At 66.3% G+C, this 21067-nt stretch carries 21 protein-coding genes; 9 read left to right on the plus strand and 12 right to left on the minus strand.

The genetic code is table 11. The features are described from left to right. Positions 1-67: 67 nt before the first annotated feature. The 3 genes from HGB39_RS08695 to HGB39_RS08705 all read right to left on the minus strand — a co-directional run bounded on the left by HGB39_RS08695 (position 68) and on the right by HGB39_RS08705 (position 3022). Positions 68-964, minus strand: a complete 897-nt coding sequence (locus tag HGB39_RS08695) for an SDR family oxidoreductase (RefSeq protein ID WP_005566953.1) — start codon at positions 962-964, stop codon at positions 68-70. Positions 965-992: 28 nt separating this feature from the next. Next, positions 993-2129 carry an acyl-CoA dehydrogenase family protein gene (locus tag HGB39_RS08700; protein WP_005566954.1) on the minus strand — a complete coding sequence of 379 codons (1137 nt, stop codon included), beginning with the start codon at positions 2127-2129 and terminating at the stop codon, positions 993-995. Between the two features lie 86 nt (positions 2130-2215). Further along, the gene (locus tag HGB39_RS08705) at positions 2216-3022 is read right to left on the minus strand and encodes an enoyl-CoA hydratase-related protein (protein WP_005566956.1); all 807 of its coding nucleotides are present in this window, start codon (positions 3020-3022) and stop codon (positions 2216-2218) included. Positions 3023-3370: 348 nt separating this feature from the next. Between HGB39_RS08705 and HGB39_RS08710 the strand changes: the two genes are divergently transcribed. The 5 genes from HGB39_RS08710 (at position 3371) to HGB39_RS08730 (ending at position 8423) form a co-directional block, all read left to right on the plus strand. Beyond that, positions 3371-4615, plus strand: coding sequence for a phosphotransferase family protein (locus HGB39_RS08710; RefSeq protein WP_005566957.1), 1245 nt, complete (start codon positions 3371-3373; stop codon positions 4613-4615). Next, positions 4615-5163 carry a hypothetical protein gene (locus HGB39_RS08715; protein ID WP_005566958.1) on the plus strand — a complete coding sequence of 183 codons (549 nt, stop codon included), beginning with the start codon at positions 4615-4617 and terminating at the stop codon, positions 5161-5163. Before HGB39_RS08710 ends, HGB39_RS08715 begins: the two co-directional genes overlap by 1 nt. Positions 5164-5199: 36 nt before the next feature. Beyond that, positions 5200-6507: an MFS transporter gene (locus HGB39_RS08720; protein WP_005566960.1), complete on the plus strand. Its 1308-nt coding sequence runs from the start codon at positions 5200-5202 to the stop codon at positions 6505-6507. A 31-nt stretch (positions 6508-6538) separates the two neighbouring features. After that, entirely contained in the window at positions 6539-7552 is a 1014-nt protein-coding gene (locus HGB39_RS08725) for a DUF7064 domain-containing protein (protein WP_005566962.1), read from the plus strand. 76 nt (positions 7553-7628) lie between these two features. Then, positions 7629-8423 carry an IclR family transcriptional regulator gene (locus HGB39_RS08730; RefSeq protein WP_043789957.1) on the plus strand — a complete coding sequence of 265 codons (795 nt, stop codon included), beginning with the start codon at positions 7629-7631 and terminating at the stop codon, positions 8421-8423. Positions 8424-8550: 127 nt separating this feature from the next. Here HGB39_RS08730 and HGB39_RS08735 read toward each other — a convergent pair whose 3' ends face one another. Further along, the gene (locus tag HGB39_RS08735; RefSeq protein ID WP_043789958.1) at positions 8551-9072 is read right to left on the minus strand and encodes a thioesterase family protein; all 522 of its coding nucleotides are present in this window, start codon (positions 9070-9072) and stop codon (positions 8551-8553) included. A gap of 45 nt (positions 9073-9117) precedes the next feature. Between HGB39_RS08735 and HGB39_RS08740 the strand changes: the two genes are divergently transcribed. Continuing rightward, positions 9118-9669, plus strand: a complete 552-nt coding sequence (locus tag HGB39_RS08740) for a TetR/AcrR family transcriptional regulator (RefSeq protein ID WP_064080329.1) — start codon at positions 9118-9120, stop codon at positions 9667-9669. A gap of 48 nt (positions 9670-9717) precedes the next feature. On the opposite strand, the gene HGB39_RS08745 is transcribed toward HGB39_RS08740, so the two are convergent. From HGB39_RS08745 to HGB39_RS08755, 3 genes are all read right to left on the minus strand, one after another. Then, entirely contained in the window at positions 9718-10734 is a 1017-nt protein-coding gene (locus HGB39_RS08745; protein ID WP_005569361.1) for an Rv3169 family protein, read from the minus strand. After that, the gene (locus HGB39_RS08750; RefSeq protein WP_005569362.1) at positions 10731-12023 is read right to left on the minus strand and encodes an MFS transporter; all 1293 of its coding nucleotides are present in this window, start codon (positions 12021-12023) and stop codon (positions 10731-10733) included. Before HGB39_RS08750 ends, HGB39_RS08745 begins: the two co-directional genes overlap by 4 nt. 129 nt (positions 12024-12152) lie before the next feature. After that, the gene (locus tag HGB39_RS08755) at positions 12153-13394 is read right to left on the minus strand and encodes an acyl-CoA dehydrogenase family protein (RefSeq protein WP_005569363.1); all 1242 of its coding nucleotides are present in this window, start codon (positions 13392-13394) and stop codon (positions 12153-12155) included. Positions 13395-13545: 151 nt separating this feature from the next. On the opposite strand from HGB39_RS08755, the gene HGB39_RS08760 reads away from it, so the two are divergent. Next, positions 13546-13998, plus strand: a complete 453-nt coding sequence (locus HGB39_RS08760) for a MaoC family dehydratase (RefSeq protein WP_043791109.1) — start codon at positions 13546-13548, stop codon at positions 13996-13998. A gap of 19 nt (positions 13999-14017) precedes the next feature. After that, on the plus strand, positions 14018-15010 hold the full coding sequence (locus HGB39_RS08765; RefSeq protein WP_064080328.1) for an NADPH:quinone oxidoreductase family protein: 993 nt from the start codon (positions 14018-14020) through the stop codon (positions 15008-15010). A 10-nt stretch (positions 15011-15020) separates the two neighbouring features. Here the strand turns inward: HGB39_RS08765 and HGB39_RS08770 are convergent, their stop codons facing one another. Then, the gene (locus tag HGB39_RS08770) at positions 15021-16061 is read right to left on the minus strand and encodes a phosphotransferase family protein (protein WP_005569368.1); all 1041 of its coding nucleotides are present in this window, start codon (positions 16059-16061) and stop codon (positions 15021-15023) included. 122 nt (positions 16062-16183) lie between these two features. On the opposite strand from HGB39_RS08770, the gene HGB39_RS08775 reads away from it, so the two are divergent. After that, positions 16184-16981 carry an SDR family NAD(P)-dependent oxidoreductase gene (locus HGB39_RS08775; protein WP_005569370.1) on the plus strand — a complete coding sequence of 266 codons (798 nt, stop codon included), beginning with the start codon at positions 16184-16186 and terminating at the stop codon, positions 16979-16981. 13 nt (positions 16982-16994) lie between these two features. Here the strand turns inward: HGB39_RS08775 and HGB39_RS08780 are convergent, their stop codons facing one another. From HGB39_RS08780 to HGB39_RS08795, 4 genes are all read right to left on the minus strand, one after another. After that, positions 16995-17708: an SDR family NAD(P)-dependent oxidoreductase gene (locus HGB39_RS08780; protein WP_005569371.1), complete on the minus strand. Its 714-nt coding sequence runs from the start codon at positions 17706-17708 to the stop codon at positions 16995-16997. Then, positions 17705-19039 (minus strand): PucR family transcriptional regulator, encoded by a 1335-nt coding sequence (locus tag HGB39_RS08785; protein WP_005569373.1) that lies wholly within the window; start codon positions 19037-19039, stop codon positions 17705-17707. Before HGB39_RS08785 ends, HGB39_RS08780 begins: the two co-directional genes overlap by 4 nt. Positions 19040-19045: 6 nt before the next feature. Further along, the gene (locus tag HGB39_RS08790) at positions 19046-19966 is read right to left on the minus strand and encodes an LLM class flavin-dependent oxidoreductase (RefSeq protein ID WP_043791111.1); all 921 of its coding nucleotides are present in this window, start codon (positions 19964-19966) and stop codon (positions 19046-19048) included. Positions 19967-20077: 111 nt separating this feature from the next. Next, positions 20078-21058, minus strand: coding sequence for a quinone oxidoreductase family protein (locus HGB39_RS08795; protein WP_064080327.1), 981 nt, complete (start codon positions 21056-21058; stop codon positions 20078-20080). Positions 21059-21067 lie beyond the last annotated feature (9 nt).

A 21067-nucleotide genomic window follows, 5' to 3' on the forward strand; every position in this document is an offset into this window, starting at 1 on the left:
GTGGCACATGGCGAAGGCCTGCCGGCCGGGACCGTCGTCACCGGCAGGCAGGCCTCGTATGTGGGGGTCAGACTCCGCGCTGCGCTTTGGCGGCTTCGCTGGCGGCCTTGCTCTTCTCCCGGGCGGTGGCCCAGTCCTCGTTGGTCATCGATGTCAGTCCGGCGAAAGTGCCGGGGCCGGCGAGCATCTGGCCGCCGTCCATGGCGATGGTCTGGCCGGTGAGGTAGTCGCAGGCGTCCGACAGCAGGAAGATGGTGAGGTTGGCGAGTTCTTCCATTGTGCCCATCCGGCCCATGGGTACCTGGTCTGCCTGGGTCGCGCCGACTGCGCTCTTTTCGGTCGGGTTGAGCATTTCCCATGCGTAGTCGGTCGGGATGGGTCCCGGTGCGAGCGCGTTGAGGCGGATGCCGTAGCGGGCCCATTCGACGGCGAGTGACATCGTCATCGAGTGCACGGCGGCCTTCGCCATCGCGGAGGGGACGACGAACGCGGAGCCGCTCCACACCCAGGTGGTGAGGGTGGACAGGACGACGCCCTTGGTGCCGCCGTCGATCCAGCGGCGGCCCGCGGCGTGGGTGGTGTTGAAGGACCCGTTCATCACGGTGGAGGTGACGGCCTCGAAGGCGCGTGGGCTGAGCGATTCGGTGGGGGCGATGAAGTTGGCCGCGGCGTTGTTGATCACGCCGGTGAGCGGGCCGTGCAGGGTCCAGATCTCGTCCATCGCCGACGACACCAGGTCGGCGTTGCGGACGTCGACGGTCTGCCAGTGGACCGAGCCCGGCCGGGAGACCGACGCTTCCGCCGCGGCTTCTTCGAGGACGGCGGGCCGCCGGCCCCACAGGTGGACTTCGGCGCCGTGGTCGACGAGGTGCCGGGCGACGCCGCGGCCGAGGCCGGTGCCGCCGCCGGTGATGAGCACGCGCTTGCCCGCGAGGGCGTCGGGAGTGAAGGGTGAAGTGGTCATGCGATGGTCCTCTGGTCGGGAACGAGGGCTACAGGCCCAGGCTCTTGCTGATGATTTCGCGCTGAATCTCGTTGGTACCGCCGTAGATCGGCGGAGCCAGAGAGCGGCGGACCTGTTCCTCCATGCCGTACTCGCGCGTATAGCCGTAGCCACCCATCATCTGCATCGCCTCGAGTGCGGTCTTCTTCGCGATCTCGGTACATTTCAGCTTAGCCATCGACCCCTCGCGGTTGAGGTTGTCTTCCTCGCCGGCATCGATCCGCTCGGCCACCTCGTACACGAACGACTTCGCGAAGGCGATCTCCGTGGCGAGATCCGCGATGCGGTGACGGATGGCCTGGAAGCTGCTGATCTTGTGACCGAACTGCTCACGCTCGGTGACGAAGGCGATCACGTCGTCGAGCGATCGCTGTGCTCCGCCGAGTGCCATCGTCGCGATGATGAGGCGCTCGACACTGAGCCCCCGCATGAGGTGACGCCACGCCTGGTTCGGAGTACCGACGACAGCGCTCGCCGGAACCGCGACGTCGGTGAAGTACAGGTCGTTGCAGGTCCGGGCCTCCATGGTCTTGATCTCGTGGATCTCGAGGCCGGGTGTGTCGGTCGGCACCATGAACAGGGTCAGGCCCTGGTGTTTGCTACCGGTCGTGTCGGTCCGGGCGAGGAGGAGGATGTGCTCGGCGATATGGGCCGCGGAGATCCAGGTCTTCTGCCCGTTGATGACGTAGTGGTCGTCGACCAGTTCCGCTTTGATCCGGACACCACCGAGGTCGGAACCCGCACCGGGCTCGCTGAGGGCGATCGCCTCGAGCGTGCCGGACGCCATGTTGCCGACGATCGTCCGCTTCTGTTCCTCGGTGCCGTAGCGCAAGTACGTCTGGGCGGCGGTGAGACCGGTGGAGTAGGCGGTGACGGGGGCGAGGCCGCGTGCAGACTCCTCGAGGAAAATGCACTCCTCGACCATTCCGGCGCCGCCACCTCCGTACTCCTCCGGCAGGGACACGGCGAGCCAGCCGAGGCCGGCGAACTTGTCGAGAATGACGGGGCTGTTCGCCAGTGTGCCGCCCTCGGTCAGCAGGTCGCGTTGCTGGAGGGTCTTGCATTCGGCGGCGCAGAACTCGCGGACGGCGACCGCGAACTCTTGTTGCTCTCTAGTGAAACGCATAGCGGCGGCTGCTCTCTCGCGTGAGGGGGTTCGGGTCGACGCGGCCGGCGGGAGGCGAGGCGCGTACGCCCCGCCTCCCCGATCCGTCAGGCCCCGCGGAACTTGGAGAAGTCGGGCTTGCGCTTCTCGTTGAACGCGCTGATGCCCTCGATCGCCTCGGCGGACTCACCGAACAGCTTGAGCGTGGAGTAGGCCATGTTGCCCTGCGCGATGAAGTGCTCGGTGTCGGCGTTCAGGGACTGCTTGAGCACCTTCAGCGACGTCGGCGACAGCTGCAGGATTTCGTCCGCCCAGGCCCGGACCTCCGCCCGCAACTGGTCACCGGGCACCACCTTGTTGACCAATCCCCAGTCGAGGGCCTGCTCGGCGCTGTAGCGGCGGCACAGGAACCAGATCTCCCGTGCGCGCTTCTCGCCGATGGCCCGCGCCAGGTAGCCGGTGCCGAGTCCGGCGTCGAACGACCCGACGCGCGGGCCGTTCTGCCCGAAGATTGCGTGCTCGGCGGCGATGGACAGATCGCACAGCAGGTGCAGCACGTGACCGCCACCGACCGCGACACCGTTGACCGCGGCGATCACGGGCTTGGGGACGTCCCGGAGGACGCGGTGGAGTGCCTCGACCTCGAACAGGCCGCTGTCGGACGGGCCGTAGTCGCCGGTCTCCATCCGCTGCTTCTGGTCGCCACCCGAGCAGAACGCCTTCTCGCCGGCGCCGGTGAGCGCGATCGCGCCGACCTCGGAGCTGCCCCACGCCTTCTTGAACGACTTCACCAACTCGTCGACAGTCCGCGCACGGAACGCGTTGTACCGGTCGGGCCGGTTGATCGTGATCCAGGCGAGTCCGTCCTCGACCTCGTACGTCACATCCGTGAAGTCACTCGTGAAGTCACTCATCGACCTGTTGGTCCTTTCGTGTTGCCCGCGGGACGTGAGCCCCGCGAAGTTCTTTTGGTCTTACCTTATGACGAAGGTAGCGCTGATAACGAGCGTTTTCAAGAGCGACGGTGAAGAACGCAGTGACCTGCAGTGATATCGGAGCAAGGTCTGCAATATCCGTCCGATTTCTGGTTGTCGCGTCCCCATCCTCTGCACAGCAGAACCTTCTGTACGTGTGCGCCCGGTCACATTAGTGTTCGGGTCGTCGAGATGACGACCCCCCGACTCGCAAGCCCAATCTCCCGGAGAGCCGTGCTGTAGCGCTCCGGTCACGGCGTGTCCCGCCATGAGCGTGATGAGGAAATCATGAGTGCAACCATCCAACGGGATCGGCAGATACCCGGACTGATCGCAGACTCCGATCGAGACGAGCCCACGCCCGACGTCATAGAGGGGATTCGCGCGCGGTTCCCCACCGAAACCGAATACGATCGGATGTTGACCCGCAAGATGGAGCGGCGGGCGGGGGAGGGTTATCGCAGCTTCGATCTCGACCTTCTCACCGCGGCGCTCGAGAACATGCTGAGGGAAGTACTGCCGTCTTCGCGGTTCGAGGTCCGAAACGCGCGGTGGCTCACAGGTGGGGCGTCGAAAATTCAGATGGGTTTCACGCTGCGCTACGACGACTCCGTAGCCGGTGAGGTGACCGAGGATCTGGTCTTGCGCATGGAGCCGCCCGAGTCACTGAACGCCACCAGCCGGATGCGGGAATTCGAGGTGATCAACGCCCTCGCCGGAACGGTTCCCGTTCCGACGGTCCGGTGGGTCGACGAGGACGCCAGGTGGTTCCCGGAGCCGGCGCTCGTCTATACGTGGGTGCACGGATCCGCGAAGCCCAGCCGCGCCCAGAGCCGGATCGCCGGCATCGGGATCAACTTCGGTCCCGAACTCCGAGAAGTCTTGGCACCGCAGTTCGTCGATCTTCTGGCACGCATTCACACATTCGACGTGACGGCGGCAAAGCTGGATCACTACGAGAAGCCCGTCGTTGCCACGACCGAGAGCGCACTGTGGCAATTGAATCGGGCGAGGCGGGTATGGGAGGAGGACCGCGGCGAAGACTTTCCGCTGCTCGATGCGGCGGCGGGTTGGCTGGAGGACAACCTGCCTGTTCTCGACCGTGTCAGTCTCGTCCACGGCGACTACCGGGGCGGAAACTTCCTGTTCGACGAGAACACCGGATCCGTCACGGCCATTCTCGACTGGGAGCGCAGCTTCCTCGGCGACCGCCACCGCGACCTGGCGTGGGCGACGCTGTACCCGTTCGGCCATCCGTCCGAGGACGGTTCCGAATTCCTCGCGACCGGACTGCTGCCGACCGCCGTGTTCTTCGAGATGTACGAGCAGGCATCCGGCCTGACCGTCGATCCGGACAAACTGACGTTCTACCGGATTCTGAACGAATACCAGTCCGTCGTCACCGCGCTGGGCTCGGCCTACCGCGTCTCGAAGCTGGGGAAGACCCACCAGGACGTTCTACTGACAGGACTCGAGGCGACCGGATATCTGATGGCCCTTCAACTCGGCCAGGATCTCGAGGAGGTTTTGTGATGGTGAACAAATCCGCGAACACGTTCGACGCTGCCGCCCGCTCCCTCCGCGTGACGGTGACACCGGCGCTGGGCGAATCGAACTCGCTGGCCGCAGAGCAGGTGAGGGTCATCGCCGGCGTCCTCGACTTCTATCGCGACCGCGCACACCACGAGTATCCGCGGAAGCAGTACGAGTTCCGAACATATCTCGCTCTCGCAGAACGGCTCAGCGACTACGCGAAGGTCGATCGCACTGCCCGGTCACTGCTCGCGGACGCACTCGAGAATGCGCGCCGCACCGATCGGCTCGCCGTTCCCGAGTACGGACAACTCGACCGGGCCACGGACGAGTTGACGCGTGCGATTGCCGGGATCATCCGATCGGCGCGAACCACCGACCCGGCCACGGGCGCCGAGGTCAGCCGCATCGTGCTCGAACACTCACGACCACTCGTCGAGTTGCAGCGGTCGTGGTTCCTCCCTCAGGGTGTCGATCCGGACCCGCATAAGGTCCCGCCGCTCCGCTCTCTGCTCGGCGACACCGCCGCCACGCCTCGCGCGCACTAGCCAACGCAGCGTCTGCCTCATGGATCAGGAGAAAACATGTCATCCGAGGTGATCACCACCGCCCCCGACAGTACGGTCTCGACAGCCGTGCGTCGGCGCGCGATCTCCGCCGCCAGTTTCGGAACCTTTGTCGAGTACTACGATTTCGTCATCTACGGCTACGTGGCGACCTACATCGCGCAAGCCTTTTTCCCCACCGGGAACTCGTTCGTCAGCCTGCTGGTGACCTTCGGTGCCTTTGCCGCCAGCTTCGTGGCACGCCCCCTCGGTGCGGTGATCTTCGCGCCGTTGGGGGACAAGTACGGCAGGCGGACTGTCCTCTCCGTCGTCATCATTCTCATGACCCTCGCCACGGCGGGCATCGGGCTGCTGCCCACGTACTACCAGATCGGTGTCGCCGCACCGATTCTCCTGATGACGCTTCGACTCGTGCAGGGAATCTCCGCGGGCGGCGAATACGGTGGAGCGACATCACTCATCGCCGAGTTCGCGCCGCCTTCGCGGCGTGGGTTCTTCGTCGGATTCATCTCGCTGACCGTCGGCGGGGCGATGTTGTTCGGATCGGGAACGGCGATGGTGCTCACCCGGACTCTGTCGCCCGAGTCGATGTCGTCGTGGGGGTGGCGGTTGCCGCTGCTGCTGTCGCTGCCACTGGGGCTGATCGGTCTGTACATCCGCTTCCGGCTCGAGGAGACCCCGGCATTCACCGCTCTTTCCCGGGAGGGGCGCGTGCAGAAGTCGCCGCTGCTCACGACGCTGAGACGGGACTACCGCTCGGTTCTCATTGGCATCGGTATCGCGGCGACCAACTCGTGCATGATGGCCCTGTACTTCATCTACATGCCGTCCGCGCTGAAGGAGTTCACGGATTTCTCCGCCGCCGACGCCCAGTTGATCACGTTCGTCGGACTGGTGGCGTATTGCGTTGCAGTGCTTCCCTTTGCGCGGATGTCCGATCGAGTGGGACGGATACCGCAACTCCTCGTCTCGTCGGCCACGTTGATCGTACTGATCTACCCGTCCCTCGTGATGCTCTCGAGCGGTGTACTCGCGCTCGCGGTCGCCGCGATGGTGGTCGTGACCCCCGTGGTGGCCGCGAACATCGCCGCAGTGACACCCCTGCTGACCGAGATGTTCGGGACCGACACCCGGTACACGGGCCTGTCTCTCGGCTGGCAGATGTCGACGACCCTCTTCGCCGGTCCCACCCCCATCATCCTTGCCGCCCTCGCCGGGCTCGGTGGAGCGACTGTCCCGGCCTTCTATGCGATGGCCGTCGTCGCACTCACCGTGATCGCCGGCATCTTCGCGGCGCGCACGCTTGCACGATCCCGAGCCCACTAGACCAACCACTCAGAACTGAGGAATGAGAACAATGGCATTCGACGCCAAGAATTTCGAGTACCAGAACCCCCCTGAGGCCGACCATCTGTGGGTCGAGACGATCCTGTTCCCGATTGTGATTCCGGAAGCGAATCTCTACACCTTGATCTACACCAACGTGCGTCCCAGTCTCGGGGTGATGTGGAACCAGGTCATGGTCTGCGGTTCGCTCACCGACACCCGCGCGGAACTGCTGCACTACAACGAGAATCCGCATCTCCCTGCGCCGGCATCCTTCACGCGGATCGATTCGCCGATCGGACTGTCGATCGATGCGGTGGACGCACCGCGCAAGTTCCGCATCGACTACGTCGCCGACGACGGCACCGAGATCCACGTCGACTGGGTGAATCTCATGGACCCGTTCGACATTCACGATCCGAAGCACAGCCCGCAGGCCGGCGCGGCCCCGGACATCCACGCCGACCTGGAGGTCGGTGCGCACAAGTCCGTCGGGCACGGCGATGCCACCGGGCGTGCGACCGGGAGGATGATCGTTCGCGGCCGCGAGTACATCGTGGATTCCATCGAGCGGATGGATCGGAGTTGGGGACCGCGTGACCCCATGAAGGCCGGAAAGCCGAACCACATCGTGTCGGCGACCTTCGGTGAAGACCTCGCCTTCCACATGATCTGTCCCTGGAATCCCGAGGCGGCAAACCCGAACGCTTTCCAGCTCTCGCACGGATACGTGTTGGACGACGGCGAGGTCTACGGCCTCACCGACGAACTGGAGATGACCAGCACGCACCTCGGAATGGTGTGTACCGGCATCGACATGACGGTCACCGATGTGCGCGGGAAGAAGTTCCGACTCCAGGCCACGCCCCACATCGGGGCGCCCTGGATCGCGGCGCCGACCGCGATGGTGCACAACGCCCTGATGCGCTGGACCTGCGCGGGCCGGGAGGGCTACGGGGTCGTCATGAGTACTCGGCACCTGTCCGAGTTGAATCGGAAGTTCGGGCGATTCCAGGCCGAGACACGCGGACTTGTCTGCGTCTGAGCGACCCGCCGGAACCTCGGGTGCGGCGTGCTGGAGACCCTTTTCGGATGCTGCGAAGTCGGACTATCATCCCGGTATGAGGACGAGGCCGATCAGTAAGCCGACTTACATGATCGAGTCCGTGCACAATGCGCTTCTGCTGCTGAACGCAGTCCGCGACCACGGCAGCCTCCGGTTGAAGGACGCCGCCGAAGAGATTGGCGTGGCCGAATCGACTGCCCACCGACTGCTGGCCATGTTGGTCTACCACGGCTTCGTCGTCCAGGACGAATCACGGCGGTACCTACCAGGGCCGTCGATGGGAGTCGGGCCCACCGGTTCGTCCTGGACCCGGACATTCCGCGACGCCTGCCTCGACTCGATGCACGAACTGTCTTCTCTGACAGGGGAGACCGTGAATCTGGTCGTGCGGACCGGGGTCGAGTCGCGAGTGATCGGAGCCGTCGAGTCGGAGCGGCTGCTCCGGGTCGGTAATCGTCAGGGGCACGTCCCGCCTGCACGAACGTCGGCCGGCGGCCGGGTGCTGCTCGCGCAACTCGACGACACTGCACTCGCCGATCTCTATCGGTCCGACCATGCGCTCTCGGCCGCCCGGCTGTCGCCGGCGGAGTTCGCTCAGCTGCAGAGGGAACTGCGAGCGGTGGCCGAGAAGGGTTACGCGACAGCGGTCGACACGGTCGAGGTCGGCTTGTCCTCCGTCGCGGTCTGCCTGCGTAACGGCGAGGGTGTGGCTCTCGGCGCTCTGGTCGTGGCGATGCCGACAACCAGGTTTCATGCGAGCCTGGAGTCGGGACTGGTCAGCCAGATGCGCAGAACCGCAGCGGGAATCGAGTCTCGCATTCGTGACTTGAGGTCGTCCGACGCCGCATGACACGGGCCGCGGTGACGGCATCCGGCACTACTTTTCCGCACACGCGCACCTTCTGGGCCTCGGCAGCGAGTGCGGGAACCGAGAAGGTGAGCGTCAATGGATGGTGGGAGCCGTCAGTCCGACGCCGTCAGCGCGCGGCCCTAGCGCGGATGCCCATCGCACCGCAGACGGGGGCGGGCCAGTCGACGTCGGTGCGGGCGAGTTCCCGGTCGACGGCGTCGGCGACGTCGTCCGCGAAGGACACGACCCGGCGACTGGTGAGGTCGACGTGGGTCGCGGTGACCTCGAGTGTGCTGGCGAGGCGCTCGGTGGTGTCGTCGACGAGGAAGGCCATGGCGTGGACGACTTTGTCGGAGCGTTCCACGATCCGCGCGTGCACCGACACGCGATCGCCGACGTGGACTTCCGCGTGGTAGCGGATGTGATGCTCCGCGGTGAAGAATCCCTGGTCACGGGTGGTGCGGTAGTCGTCGGTTATGCCCATCCGATCGAACACTTCCGCGATCGCCTGCGCCTCGAGATCGAAATAGTGGCGGATGTTCATGTGGCCGTTCTCGTCCTCGTAGGCGGACGGAACGAGCACGGGCCCGCACTCGCGGGGTAGTGCAACCACCTGGTGGTATGAGGGGATTCCGGCTGGTGACGTCATCGGTCCATAATAACGATCGTTAACAGCGAGTGCTAGAATGCAACTGTGGACCGGAACAGGAAGATCCTCGACACCGCCGCAGAGCTGTTCTACGAAAAAGGCTTTCACGGAACGAGTGTCGATGAATTGGGCTCCCGCGCCGGTCTGAGCGGTCCTGCCATCTACCGCCATTTCTCCGGCAAGGACGAGATTCTGGCCACCCTGTTCGACGAGGCGATGGACGAGTTGATCGGCGCCACCGAACCGGTGCACGAGGACGCGGATCTCGATCTCCAGCGGATGATCCGCCACCACGCTCTCTACGCTGCCCGGCACCGCCATCTCGTGAACGTCAGCCAGCGGGAGGACCGGTCGCTGGTCGATCCGTGGCGGAAGGCGATCAACCGCCGGCGCAAGCAGTACGTCCAGGGGTGGGAGGCCGCGGTGACGCGGTCGATCCCCGCCGCGTCGCCGGCGGAGGTTTCGGTGGCAACCCAGTCCTGCCTGGGCATGATCTTCTCGATCGCGTACTGGCCCGCCAAGGTGACCCGCACCGCAGGGCTGGCCGATCACATGGTGCGGATGGCGACCGAGGGCCTGGACGCTTTCCGTAAGTAGTACTGCCTCTGCACCTACCGATAGGTGCAGAGGCAGTACTACTTCGGATTATGGTGCGAGGCTGGGGCGGTACGTGTAAGAGGATGACCGCGACAGCGCGAATTCGAAAATCCCGTACCCGGTCTGGCCGTTCCACCCGAACGTGCAGCAACGGTCGGTGAGGGCGGAGTCGAGAGTCTTCGGGCCCACGGTTCCGTCGAGGGGATAGACGTCGAACTCTTCGTGGTCGCGGCCACGAACCTTGCCGTGGTGTCCGCCATAGCCGCCGCCTGCCATATAGCCGCCGCCTGCGGAGGCGTCCGCGTCGACGCGGTAGGTCGCACCGCCGGCAGTTACCACCTCCACTGCGCCGCTGACGAGGTCGTTGCCCGAGGTGAACAACAGGTCGTGCCGGACGTCGGTGATGTCGTCGAGTCCGCCGTCGTCGTGCATGACGGCGCCTTCCAGCAGAATTCGGCCACCTCGACGGTCCTCGACGAGCAGAAATCCGAACGTGCGGTCCGGGAACTGCGCCTGGTACCAGATGTGCAGGCCCTGCCCGCCGGACATGGTGCGTACCCCGCGGGAACGGTCCCGCAGTCCGTACCAGCCCGCGACGTCGGTGGTGGTTCCGTCGAGGGCGAGTGTGCCCTCGTACCGGCCGGGCTGGAACAGGTGGTCGAACGAGGTGACGTTTCCGTCGGTGTTCTCCACATCCACCGACCCGAGCCAATACGGTGCACGGGCGTGCCACAGAAGATCCAGTTCAAGTCCGGTCTTGTTCTCGCCCAGCTGGATTCGCCAGGTTGAATTGTCGTCGACCGTCTCCCACCTCAGTGGTCCGACGGAGGCGCCGTCGGTCTCGGAGTGTTCGGTGGAGTAGCGGAGGTTGCGCTGCTCGGACTCCGTGGTCAGGACGACGAAGCCGTCCACGACGTTGCGGGGCGGGTAGACCCCGGCGCCGAGGATCACCGACGGCGCGGTACGCCCGTCCGGGTGAAGGTTGAACATGAACCGGTCGAAGAACTTCTCCGGCATGTCCTCGGTGGCGCGAGTCACCAAGGCGTCGTGAAATCCGCCAGTCATACGTGCTCCTTTTCTTCGACGCTGACATTGTCGGCGCCGATCTCGCGATGGTCCAGGGTGAAGCGGTAGGAGCCCATCATCAGCAGGCAGGCGATGGCGATTCCGACCAGCGCGATGATCGGCAGCGCGCCGGCACTGTAGGAACCGGTGGCGCTGTAGACCTGTCCGAGCAGGAAGATGCCGAACGCCGACCCTTGCGCGTAGAGGAAGTAGATGAATCCCAGCACCCGGCCGTAGGAGTGCTTGGGGAAGTATCGGCTCACCATGTAGGCGGCGAGATCACCCTCGGACCCCAGGCCCAGGCCGATCAGGGCCGCGCCGACGAACAGAAGGCCGGTCTGCGACGACGTGATCATGAAGAAGACCCCGACCCCGCACAGTGCGAAGATGATCGAGCCGATGGCGGGGGCGTAGAACCGGTCCAGCAGGTAGCCCACCAACAGTCGCGCGGCGATCGACGCCAGGCTCAGAACAGACAGGATCGAGACGGCGGTGCCCTGGCTGATGCCCTTGTCCGTGGTCATGGGCACCACCTGGGACATCAAGCCGAACGTCGCCGAGGACACCAGGAAGATGGCGACGGACAGCAACCAGAACTGCCGGTACTTCCTCGCCACGGTGAGCAGCGATTCCCCGGCCATCCGGCCTTCCAGACGTGCGGCCTTGCGCTCGGCTTCGTGTTCGGCGGGCATTCGGGTGACGAAGGCGTAGACCGCGGCCGGGATGACCGTGCACAGTGCGCCGATGACCAGGAACGCCAGGCGCCATCCGCCGATGCTGAGCATCCAGTTGGCCAGATACGGCATGAGTACCCCGCACGAGCCGAGGCCGGCCATGAGGATGCCCAGCGCCATGCCGCGACGGTCCTGGAACCACGCGCTCACCACGGTCGAGTGCGCCACCGGGTTCACGGCGCCCGCTCCGGCACCGATCACCACGCAGAGCAGGTAGAAGACGAGTTGGTTGTTCGGCAGGGTGGCCATCAGCATCAGGCCGATTCCGAACGCCAGCGACATCGGAACCGACGGGATCTTGGGACCGTACCGGTCGATGAGAAAGCCCAGGATGACGATGCTGATACCCACCAGCACCGTCTCGATGGACAGACCGTTGCTGATGACGCTTCGTTCCCAGCCGAATTCCGCGGTCATCGGCTTGCCCAGGATGTTGAACAAGACGTTCACCGCGGTCGTGCCGAACAACAGAGTCAGAAAGCCTGTCACCACATACCACCAGCGGTTCAGATGCCGCGTGGGCGCCTGCAACCCAGTCGTGCCGACTGCGCTCATGGAAGCTCCTGTCGATTGATATCGGTAGTCGGGGGCGGCGATGCCGCGCAGGGGATCCCATGGTCAGTGGTCTCCGTCACAAATAACACCATATGGACAGTCCAAAGTAAAGGACAGTCCAAAACGGAACTAGCGGGGGGACGAGAAGTCGAACATCCTGCTCGCGATGCGTCGCAGCTGCAGCTCGTCCGTGCCCTCGGTGATGCGGTAGCGACGGTGGTGGCGGTAGATGTGCTCGAACTGCTTGTGACGGGAGTATCCGACGCCGCCGTGGATCTGGATCGCGCGGTCGGCCGCCCGGCAGGCGAGCTGGTTGCTACGCAGGTTCACCATCGCGACCTTGTCGGTGACGGCCGTCTTCCCGAGCTCGTCCATCATCGCCGCGGTCTTGTAGATCGTGTTGCGGATCAGTTCCGCATCGGTCTGGAGTTCCACCAATTGCCACTGGATGCCCTGATGCTCGTGCAGCAGTTTCCCGAAGACGACGCGTTCCTGCGCGTACCTCACGCTCTCGTCGATGCAGTACTGCGCGGCACCGAGCGACGACGCCGCCTGCCGGATCCGGTTCTCGTGGACGAACAGCTGCGCGCAGTCGAGACCGCGCCCGACCTCCCCGACCACGGCACCCACCGGGACCCGCACGTCGTCGAGATGAACCTCCGAGTGGTCGCTGGGCATGTTGAACGTCCAGTGGTTGAACGGAACAGAGAAGCCCGGTGCGTTCGTTGGTACCAAGAACGCGGTGATCCCGTCCGCCTCGCCTGCCTGCCCGGACGTGCGGGCGAACACGAGGTCGACCTCAGAGCAGTCGACGAGGCTGTTGAAGCGCTTCGCCCCGTTGATGATCCAGTCGTCCCCGTCCCGTCGGGCGGTCGTTTCCAGGTAGTTGGCGTCGCTACCGTGTCCGGGCTCGGTGAGGCCGAACGCGATCTCGAGGTCTCCGCGGATCAACGGTTCGAGGTACTGCTCCCGCTGCTCGTCGGTGCCGTACTCGTGCAGCACGAGGGCGAGCGGCAGGTTCGCGACCACCGACGCCTCGTCGGCGTGCGGGAAGTGCAGACCGGAACCCCTGGTGAGAAGGTATTCGCGGACGACGGCCATCGCGAGGTTGCTGCCGTCGTTCCCGCCGAGGGCCTGCGGCAACGGGAACCGGAAGAATCCGGCGGCGTCGGATCGACGTCGGGCCTCGAGCAGCAGTTCGCGCCATTCCTGTTTCGGGAACCCGTCCCGTTCCCAGTCCGTGCGGGCGTACTCGCGTCGATGGTCGAAGAACTGCGGGTGCTTGGCCTCGAGCGGCGCGATCTCGCGATCGATGAACGCGTCGAGGTCGGTGACGAACTGCTGCACGTCGTCGGGAATGGTCCAGTCCATAAGGCGTCCTCCGGTTCGGGATCCGATGTGTCGGACGGTAGGGAGCGCCTGGGCACTCGGCCACGACGTCGCCGCGATGCACTGTTGATTTCTCCAGTGCCCGGACCGGCACGTCGTGTCGACACCGCGGCCGCCGTGGTTGCATGCGGTCATGCTGAAGCTGAACGGGATCGACGAGTTGGTCGCGAGGGTCGGCGCCGACCTGGGCGCGACGGAGTGGTACGACGTGACGCAGGACCGCATCACGGCATTCGCTCGGGATACCGACGACTTCGAGCGCATCCACCTCGACCCCGAGCGAGGCCGGGAGGCCGGATTCGGCGGCACGATCGCCCACGGGTTGTTCACGCTGTCCCTCGGGCCGAAGTTCCTCTACGAGATCTTCGAGATGACCGGGCACTCGCTGGGGCTCAACTACGGGTTCGACACGGTGCGCTTCCTGGGCCCCGCCCGGGTCGGTTCCCGGATCCGCATGACGGCGCGACTGCTCGACGCGCGGCCGATCGAGGGCGGATACCGGTTCACGATCCGGCAGACCTTCCAGATCGAGGGTCACGACAAGGCAGCCTGCGTCGCGGACGCGGTCGTGGCCTACTTCCACTGAAGCAGAAGGAGAGACGTCCATGCGTGCTGTCGTCGTCGAAGAGCTCACCGGTCCGCAGGCCGCGACGCTGGTGGAGATACCAGAACCGCACGGGTCCCACCCCCGGGCGGAGGGACAGCGACTGCTCGTCGACGTGCACGCCGCCGGGTTGTCGTTCATCGACCCGTTGCAGAGCTGGGGTAAGTACCAGAACGGTGTGCCGACTCCGTACGTGTGTGGCAGCGAGTACGCAGGTGTCGTCGTCGAGGCGCCGGAAGGGGCGGACTTCCGACCGGGCGACCGGGTCGGGGGAATCGTCTGGCACGGTGCCCTCGCCGACCGTGCGCTGGCACTGCCCGAGTACACGGTGAAGATTCCGGCGTCGATGTCGTTCGTCGAAGGTGCGGCGCTCTACATGAATTACTCGACGGCCTGGTACGCACTCCACCGGGCGCAGGTTCAGCCGGTCGAATACGTACTCGTCCACGGCGCCGCGGGAGGGGTGGGCACCGCGGCCCTCGATCTCGCAGTGACGTTCGGGGTGAAGGCGATCGCCGTGGTCTCCAGCGACCGGAAGGAAGGGGTCGCGCGCCAGTGTGGAGCGCATGCGGTGGTGCGGTCGGACGGGCCGTGGCTCGACGAGGTGCGCGGTCTCACCGACGGGCGCGGTGTGCACGTGGTGATCGATCCGGTGGGCGGCGACCGGTTCACCGACTCGCTCCGCGCCCTGCGCCAGGGCGGCAGGCTCGTCGTCGTCGGATTCACCGGTGGCTCTATCCCCACCGTCAAGGTCAACCGACTGCTCCACCGCAACCTCACCGTCACGGGAATCACCATGGACAACATGGAAACCGAGTATCCCGGGACATTACGGATGGTCCGGGACGCCGTCGAATCACTGGCCGCCGACGGGCGGATACGACCGTATGTCGGCGCGACGTTCCCGCTCGAACAGGCGGCGGCCGCACTGTGCGCGCTGGACGACCGGGCCGCGCTCGGCAAGGTCGTCGTCGAGGTGGTGCCGCCGGCCTGACGACACAGACTCAGCGAACCGCCGGGGCGCCGAGGACGGCCAGCCCTCGTTCGACGACCTCGGCGAGGCTTTCCGCGGCGACGACCAGGGCGGGGTCCGGGTCGGACCGCCTCCGGTTGCGCTTGACGAACACCGACATCGTCGACACCGTCTTGTAGTGGCAGTAGGCCAGGAACCAGTCCAGGTCGGCAACCGGAATGTCACGCTCGGCGCGGTAGGCGGCCAGGAGTTCGCCGGGGGACGGCATCCCGGCGCCGGCCGCGACATCGGCGGCCGGACGGGACCGCCGGAACCGGTGCACCGGGTCGGTGTGCATCAGCAACCACGCCAGATCGGTGCGGGGATCGCCGACCGACCAGATCTCCCAGTCGATGATCGCGGCGAGGTCTTCGCCGGCGAACAGCATGTTCGCAAGCCGGTAGTCGCCGTGCAGCAGAGTGGGGGCGACCGGTGCCGGGATCCGGTCCGCCAGCGCTGCATGCAATTCGGCGTGGCGAGGCACGATGTCGTCGTCGACGGTGTCGAGTAGACGCGCCCAGCGGGCGAGTTCCTCCGGGACCGGGACGACCGGCTCGTTCCCGACACCCAGCGCGACGGGGTCGAGGTTCTGCATCCGGGCGAGCATCCCGGCGGCCGCGCGGGCGCGGGAGGCGACGGTGTCGGGTTCGGGCGGTGAGTCGACGACGTCGAGCAGCGGTTCGTAGGACTGCCCGTCGACGAGGGACATCGCGAAGAGGGGTGGGCGTTCGGGTGTCCCGTTCTCCTCGAAGAGGATCGTGGGGACGCGGACGCCGGAGGCAGCGCCGAGAAGTCCGATGATCCGCGCCTGCCGGAGCACGTCGCGGTTGCGGACCGGCTCGAGGCCGGGCGGTGCCATCTTGAGGACGACCGCTGTGTCTGGCCGCTCCGGCCGCGTGAGGGTGGCCCGGTAGGTCAGGCTCGACACCCCACCCGGCAGCGCCGACGGCGCGGACACCACGGCTCCCGGCCATCGGCGACCCGCGGCCGCCGTCGCGCGTGTGGTCAGCGTGTTCACGTCGAATTCCGTCACGTCTCCACGATCGGGCCGGTCGGCCGGTACCGCAAACACGCGCACGACCGTCGCTGAAGAAATCCACAGTGGCCCCTCGGTGGTTGCTTCGGGTGATCTCCGGTGCGTGATAGAGCTTGCCTATGACATCGATCAGCGGATATCGGTCCCGGAACGATGCTGGGCTGGAGCGGTTCTCGTTGCACGGCAAGGTCGCGGTGGTGACCGGGGCGTCGTCCGGTCTCGGCGTGGCATACGCGCTCGCGCTGGCTCGAGCGGGTGCCGACGTCGTCCTCGGGGCCCGGCGTGGCGACAAACTGGCCGCGACCGCGGAGCAGGTGCGGAAGTACAACCCCCGCGTGGTGGCGGTGGAGACCGACGTGACGCAGGTGGACCAGTGTGATCGCCTCGTCGAAGCCGCCGTCGAGGCGTTCGGGCGGGTGGACGTCCTCGTCAACAACGCAGGCACTGGCGGTGAGTACCACCACGTGACGGAGGATCCACCCGACCACTTCCGGTCCGTCGTCGACGTGAACGTGCACGGCTCCTACTGGATGATTCAGGCATGCGCGCGGGTGATGGGCCGCGGCAGTTCGATCGTGAACGTCTCCAGCGTCATGGCGCTCACGACTGCGAAGATGCCCGCCGCCGCGTACAGCGCGAGCAAGGCCGCCGTCCTCGGGCTGACCCGCGACCTCGCCGCGCAACTCGGACCGAGCGGAATCTGGGTGAATGCCATTCTGCCGGGTGTCTTTCCGTCCGAGGCGACCGCGCACTACACCGAGAACTACAAGCGCAAGATCATCGACGCGCGGATACCCCTCGGACGCATCGGTGATCCCGCGGACATCGCCGCGGTGGTGGTGTTCCTGGCGAGCGACGCGTCCGCGTATCTGACCGGGGTGAGCTTGCCCGTCGACGGCGGCGTGCTGGTGAACTGAGCGCGCGCGAACGCTATCGGTGCTGCGCCATCGAGGAGGTGACCGTGCGGGTGTTGAGACCGTCGCCCGCGTCGACGGTGAGGAACTGGCCGGTGACGCTGCGAGCGGTGGGGGAGGCGAAGAACGCGACGGCATCCGCAATGTCGGCCGGGTCGACGAATCCGTTGGGCATCGACGCGAGCCACGCGTCCTGGATGTCCTGTGGCATCGACAGGATGCCGGAACTGGCTGTCATCCCGGGCAGGACGGCGTTGGCGGTGATGCCGAGGGCGACGTTCTCGGCCGCAACGGTCTTCACCAGACCGAGCAGGCCCGCCTTCGTGGTGCTGTAGGACACCTGGGCCGGCATGCCCTGCGTGCCTGCGGTACTGGAGATCACGACCACGCGGCCATACTGCCGTCCGCGCATCCCCGGCAGGCACTGCTGAAGCACTCGGAAGGTCCCGGTGAGGTTGACATCGAGATCCTTCCGCCACTTGTCGATCGACAGACTGTGTGCGGCACCGAACATCGTCGTCAGACCCGCATTGGCCACGTAGACGTCGATGTCGTCGAGGGGCGGCAGTTCGTCGGTGGACATGTCGGCCTGGTACGTGCATCCGGGCGCGCGGTCGAGCGTGACCACCTCCATCCCGTCGGCTTCCAGCCGGGTGACGATGGCCTTGCCGATACCGCCCTCACGTGCGGCACCGGTCACCAGTGCCTTGCGGCGGCGCGGGTCGGTCATGCGGATCTCCGTTCGTCGGGCAATGTGTCGGCGCGCTCGAGGTCGTCGTCCTCTGCTTCGGCACAGCGGCTTTCGATGTGGAAGGCCGGATGGTCGCGAAGTCGGAGGACGAGAAGCGCGGTGTGGATGCTCAGTTGATGGGACGCCTCGCCGGTGACGTCGAGGCCGGTGAGAGTGTGCACTCGCGACAACCGGAGGCGCACCGTGTTCTCGTGCACGCCCAGCCGGGTGGCGGTGCGGCGCATGCCGCGGTTCTGCTCGAACCAGACGGCCAGTGTGCGAATCAGTTCGGTCGACGCAGCTGCGTCGTCCAGGAGGGGGCCGAGCATGTCGTCGATGAAGTGCCGGATGGCCGAGACCTCACCGTTCGCCAGGAAGAGGCGGGCCGGTCCCAGATCGTCGACGGCGAGCACGCGATGCCCCGTTCCGTGGGTGAAACGGTCTATGCAGCGCACGACTTCCCGTGCCTCCCGGTAGGCACGGGCGAACGAATCGGATTCGTACACCGACGACACTCCGGCGATCAGTCCGCCGGTGGGGCTCAGTTCGGTGGCCGCCGTCTCGAGGTTCGCGGTGATGCGCCGGACGACGGTCGGGGATGCGACGTGATCGGGTGCCTCGATGAGCAGGAGGATTCCCTCGGAACCGCGAGTCGACAGCACCTCCAGACCAAGAGCCCGCTCGGTGTGCTCGGCGAGGGAGCGGTCGAGATCCGCGGGTGCTCCCTCGGATTCGCGGATGTACACCAGGGCGCGGCGGGCGTGGACGTTCACGCCGAGGTATTCGGCACCGGCCGCGAGATCGGCCCAGGCGCCGGAGCCGCGAACGAGTTGGCGGGCCAGGGCGGACCGTGCATTCCAGGCGACCCGGGTGATGCGACGCTGGGTGAGGAACTGCGCTCCGATGCGGCGGGCGCAGCGCAGGGCCACGTACTCGTCCGTGGCGTGGAACGGCGTGGGTTGTTCGTCGACGACGAGCCATCCGAGGTGTTCGCCGCGTTCGACGATCGCGCTGAGGATCTTGCGCCGCGACAACCCGGTGCCGAGTTCGGCTGGCAACAGCACGGGGTCCGCGCTGGTCGGGGTCGTCGTGTGCCCGCGCACGATGTCGCGCAGTGGTGGGAACGTGGTCTGCCTGCCGGCATCGGGCCGGGTGGACGCGACGACGTTCCCCTGGCGGTCGAACAGGGTGACTGCTTTGCCGGTGGCCTCCGCACAGACCCGGACGATCGCGGACAGGCAGTCGACGGCCACCGCCGCGTCGTCGAGCAGCTCGTCAAACACGCTGAGCGGCAGGTGCTTACGGCCGGCGCGCTCGTCGGAGGTGGACATCACCGGTCAGCGGTGATGCTCGAGTAGCAGCGCACGGACGGACGCCGCATGCTCGATGGCCGACTCCATCGACGTGGTGGCCGGCACCAGGGTGATGTTGTCGGCGCCTGCCTCGACGAACGAGTTCAGCCACTCGGCCACCTGCTCGGGTGTTCCGGCGGGTGCCAGATGGCGGAATTTGTCGCGCGGCAATTGATACAGCGCCTGCATCTTCTCGCCGACGAGTCGGTCCGCGACAGTGGAATCCTTGTCGAGCCCGCACCATACGTTGACGCCGAACGAGTCGGGTGCACGATTTTCCCGCGCGGCGGCCTCGAGGATCGCGGTGCGAGTCTCGGCGAAACGTCGCGGTGTGCAGAAGATTCCGAGCCAGCCGTCGCCGTAGCGGGCGGTGCGGCGAATGGCGGATTCGCCGCGGCCGCCGATGAGGATCGGCACCGCCGGCTGCGGCGCCGGCAGGATACGTGCCCGGTCGAGGGTGAAGAACTCACCGTGATGGGTCACCTCTTCGCCGGTGAGGACGGCGCGCAGCACCTCGAGGGTCTCGTCGAGGCGACGGCCGCGGGTGCTGGGGTCGACCCCGCTGTTCGAGATCTCGGAGCGGTCCTCTCCACCCACCCCGGCACCGAGGACCAGTCGGCCGGGAGCGAACTGCGAGAGCGTCGCGATCTGGCGGGCAGCGAGCATCGGATGGCGCAGGCCGAGTAGGTAGACGCCGATGACCACCGACAGGGTGTCGTGGCTGGACAGGACGGATGTGGCCGAGACCATGCCGTCGAACCCGGTCCCGCCGTGAAAGCTGATGTGGTCACCGACGGTGATGTGATCGAGCCCCGCCTCTGCCGCGGAATCGAGCAGAAGCCGCCGATCCGCGGGTTTCGGGACGAGGAGTGCGTCCGTGACCGACAATCCCACTCTGATCGACACGCTGATCTCCTCTCATGCGAATGGACTGACCATAAACTTCTAACCCCGACGGTGGCAAGGGCTGGGCGAAATAATGATAACGATCGTTCCCGTTCGGTAGTGGGACACGTGTCAGCCGTGCGACAGGACGACCTTGCCGAACCCGCTGCCCTGTTCGAGGTATTGGTGCGCGGCCGCTGCCTCCGCGAGCGGGAACACCGCACTGATGGGTACGGGCGGGACGGTTTCGGTGTCCAACAGTGTCAGTAGGCCCGCGAAGTCCCCCGGGCTACCCATCGTGGTCCCGATCAGCTCGTACTGGCCGAAGTAGAACTGGCGAACGTCGAGGGTGGCGAGTTCGCTCCGCGACGCACCGAGCACGACCACACGGCCGCCCGGACACAGGGCCGCGATGGACTGCGACCAGGTTCCCACCGAATCCAGGACGAGGTCGAATCCCCGCCCGTCGGAAGAGAGCCGGCGCGAGGCTTCCGGCCAGCCGGGGTCGTCGTACAGCACGCCGTTCGCCGCACCCAGTTCCTGCGCCTGTGCGATCTTGGAGATCGACGACGACGTGACGGTGACGTTCGCGCCCACCGCGGAGGCCAGCATCACTGCCATCGTCGCGACGCCGCCGCCCGCGCCGAGGACGAGGAGGTTCTCGCCGGCGCGGAGGCGGCCGCGCGTGAACAAGGCGCGGTAGGTCGTGAGTCCGACGAGTGGCAGCGCGGCGGCCTGCTCCCAAGTGAGGCCGCGGGGCTTCGGGGCTATGCAATCCTCGGGAACCCGTACCAACTCGGCGTAGGTGCCGCGGTGGTGGTCTCCGAGAATTTCCCACCGTGGCCCCGGGGCGGCCTCTCGGTCACCCCACCACAACGACGGCAGGACAAGGACCGCCTCGCCCGTGTCCGCGCGAGTACCCGCGCCGTCGGCGCCGGGGACGTGTGGCAGTGGCGACGAGTACTTGCCCTGGCGGACGAGCACGTCGTGCCAGTTGAGCGCGGCGGCCTTCAGTCGGACGGTGACCCAGCCGGCGCTCGCGACGGGATCGGGGACCGACTCCACTTTCAAGACGTCCGGCTCCCCGAACTCTCGCAACACTACGGCGTCCACAGCTACCCT

This window comes from Rhodococcus opacus (assembly GCF_012396235.1).
Lineage (GTDB): Bacteria > Actinomycetota > Actinomycetes > Mycobacteriales > Mycobacteriaceae > Rhodococcus_F > Rhodococcus_F opacus.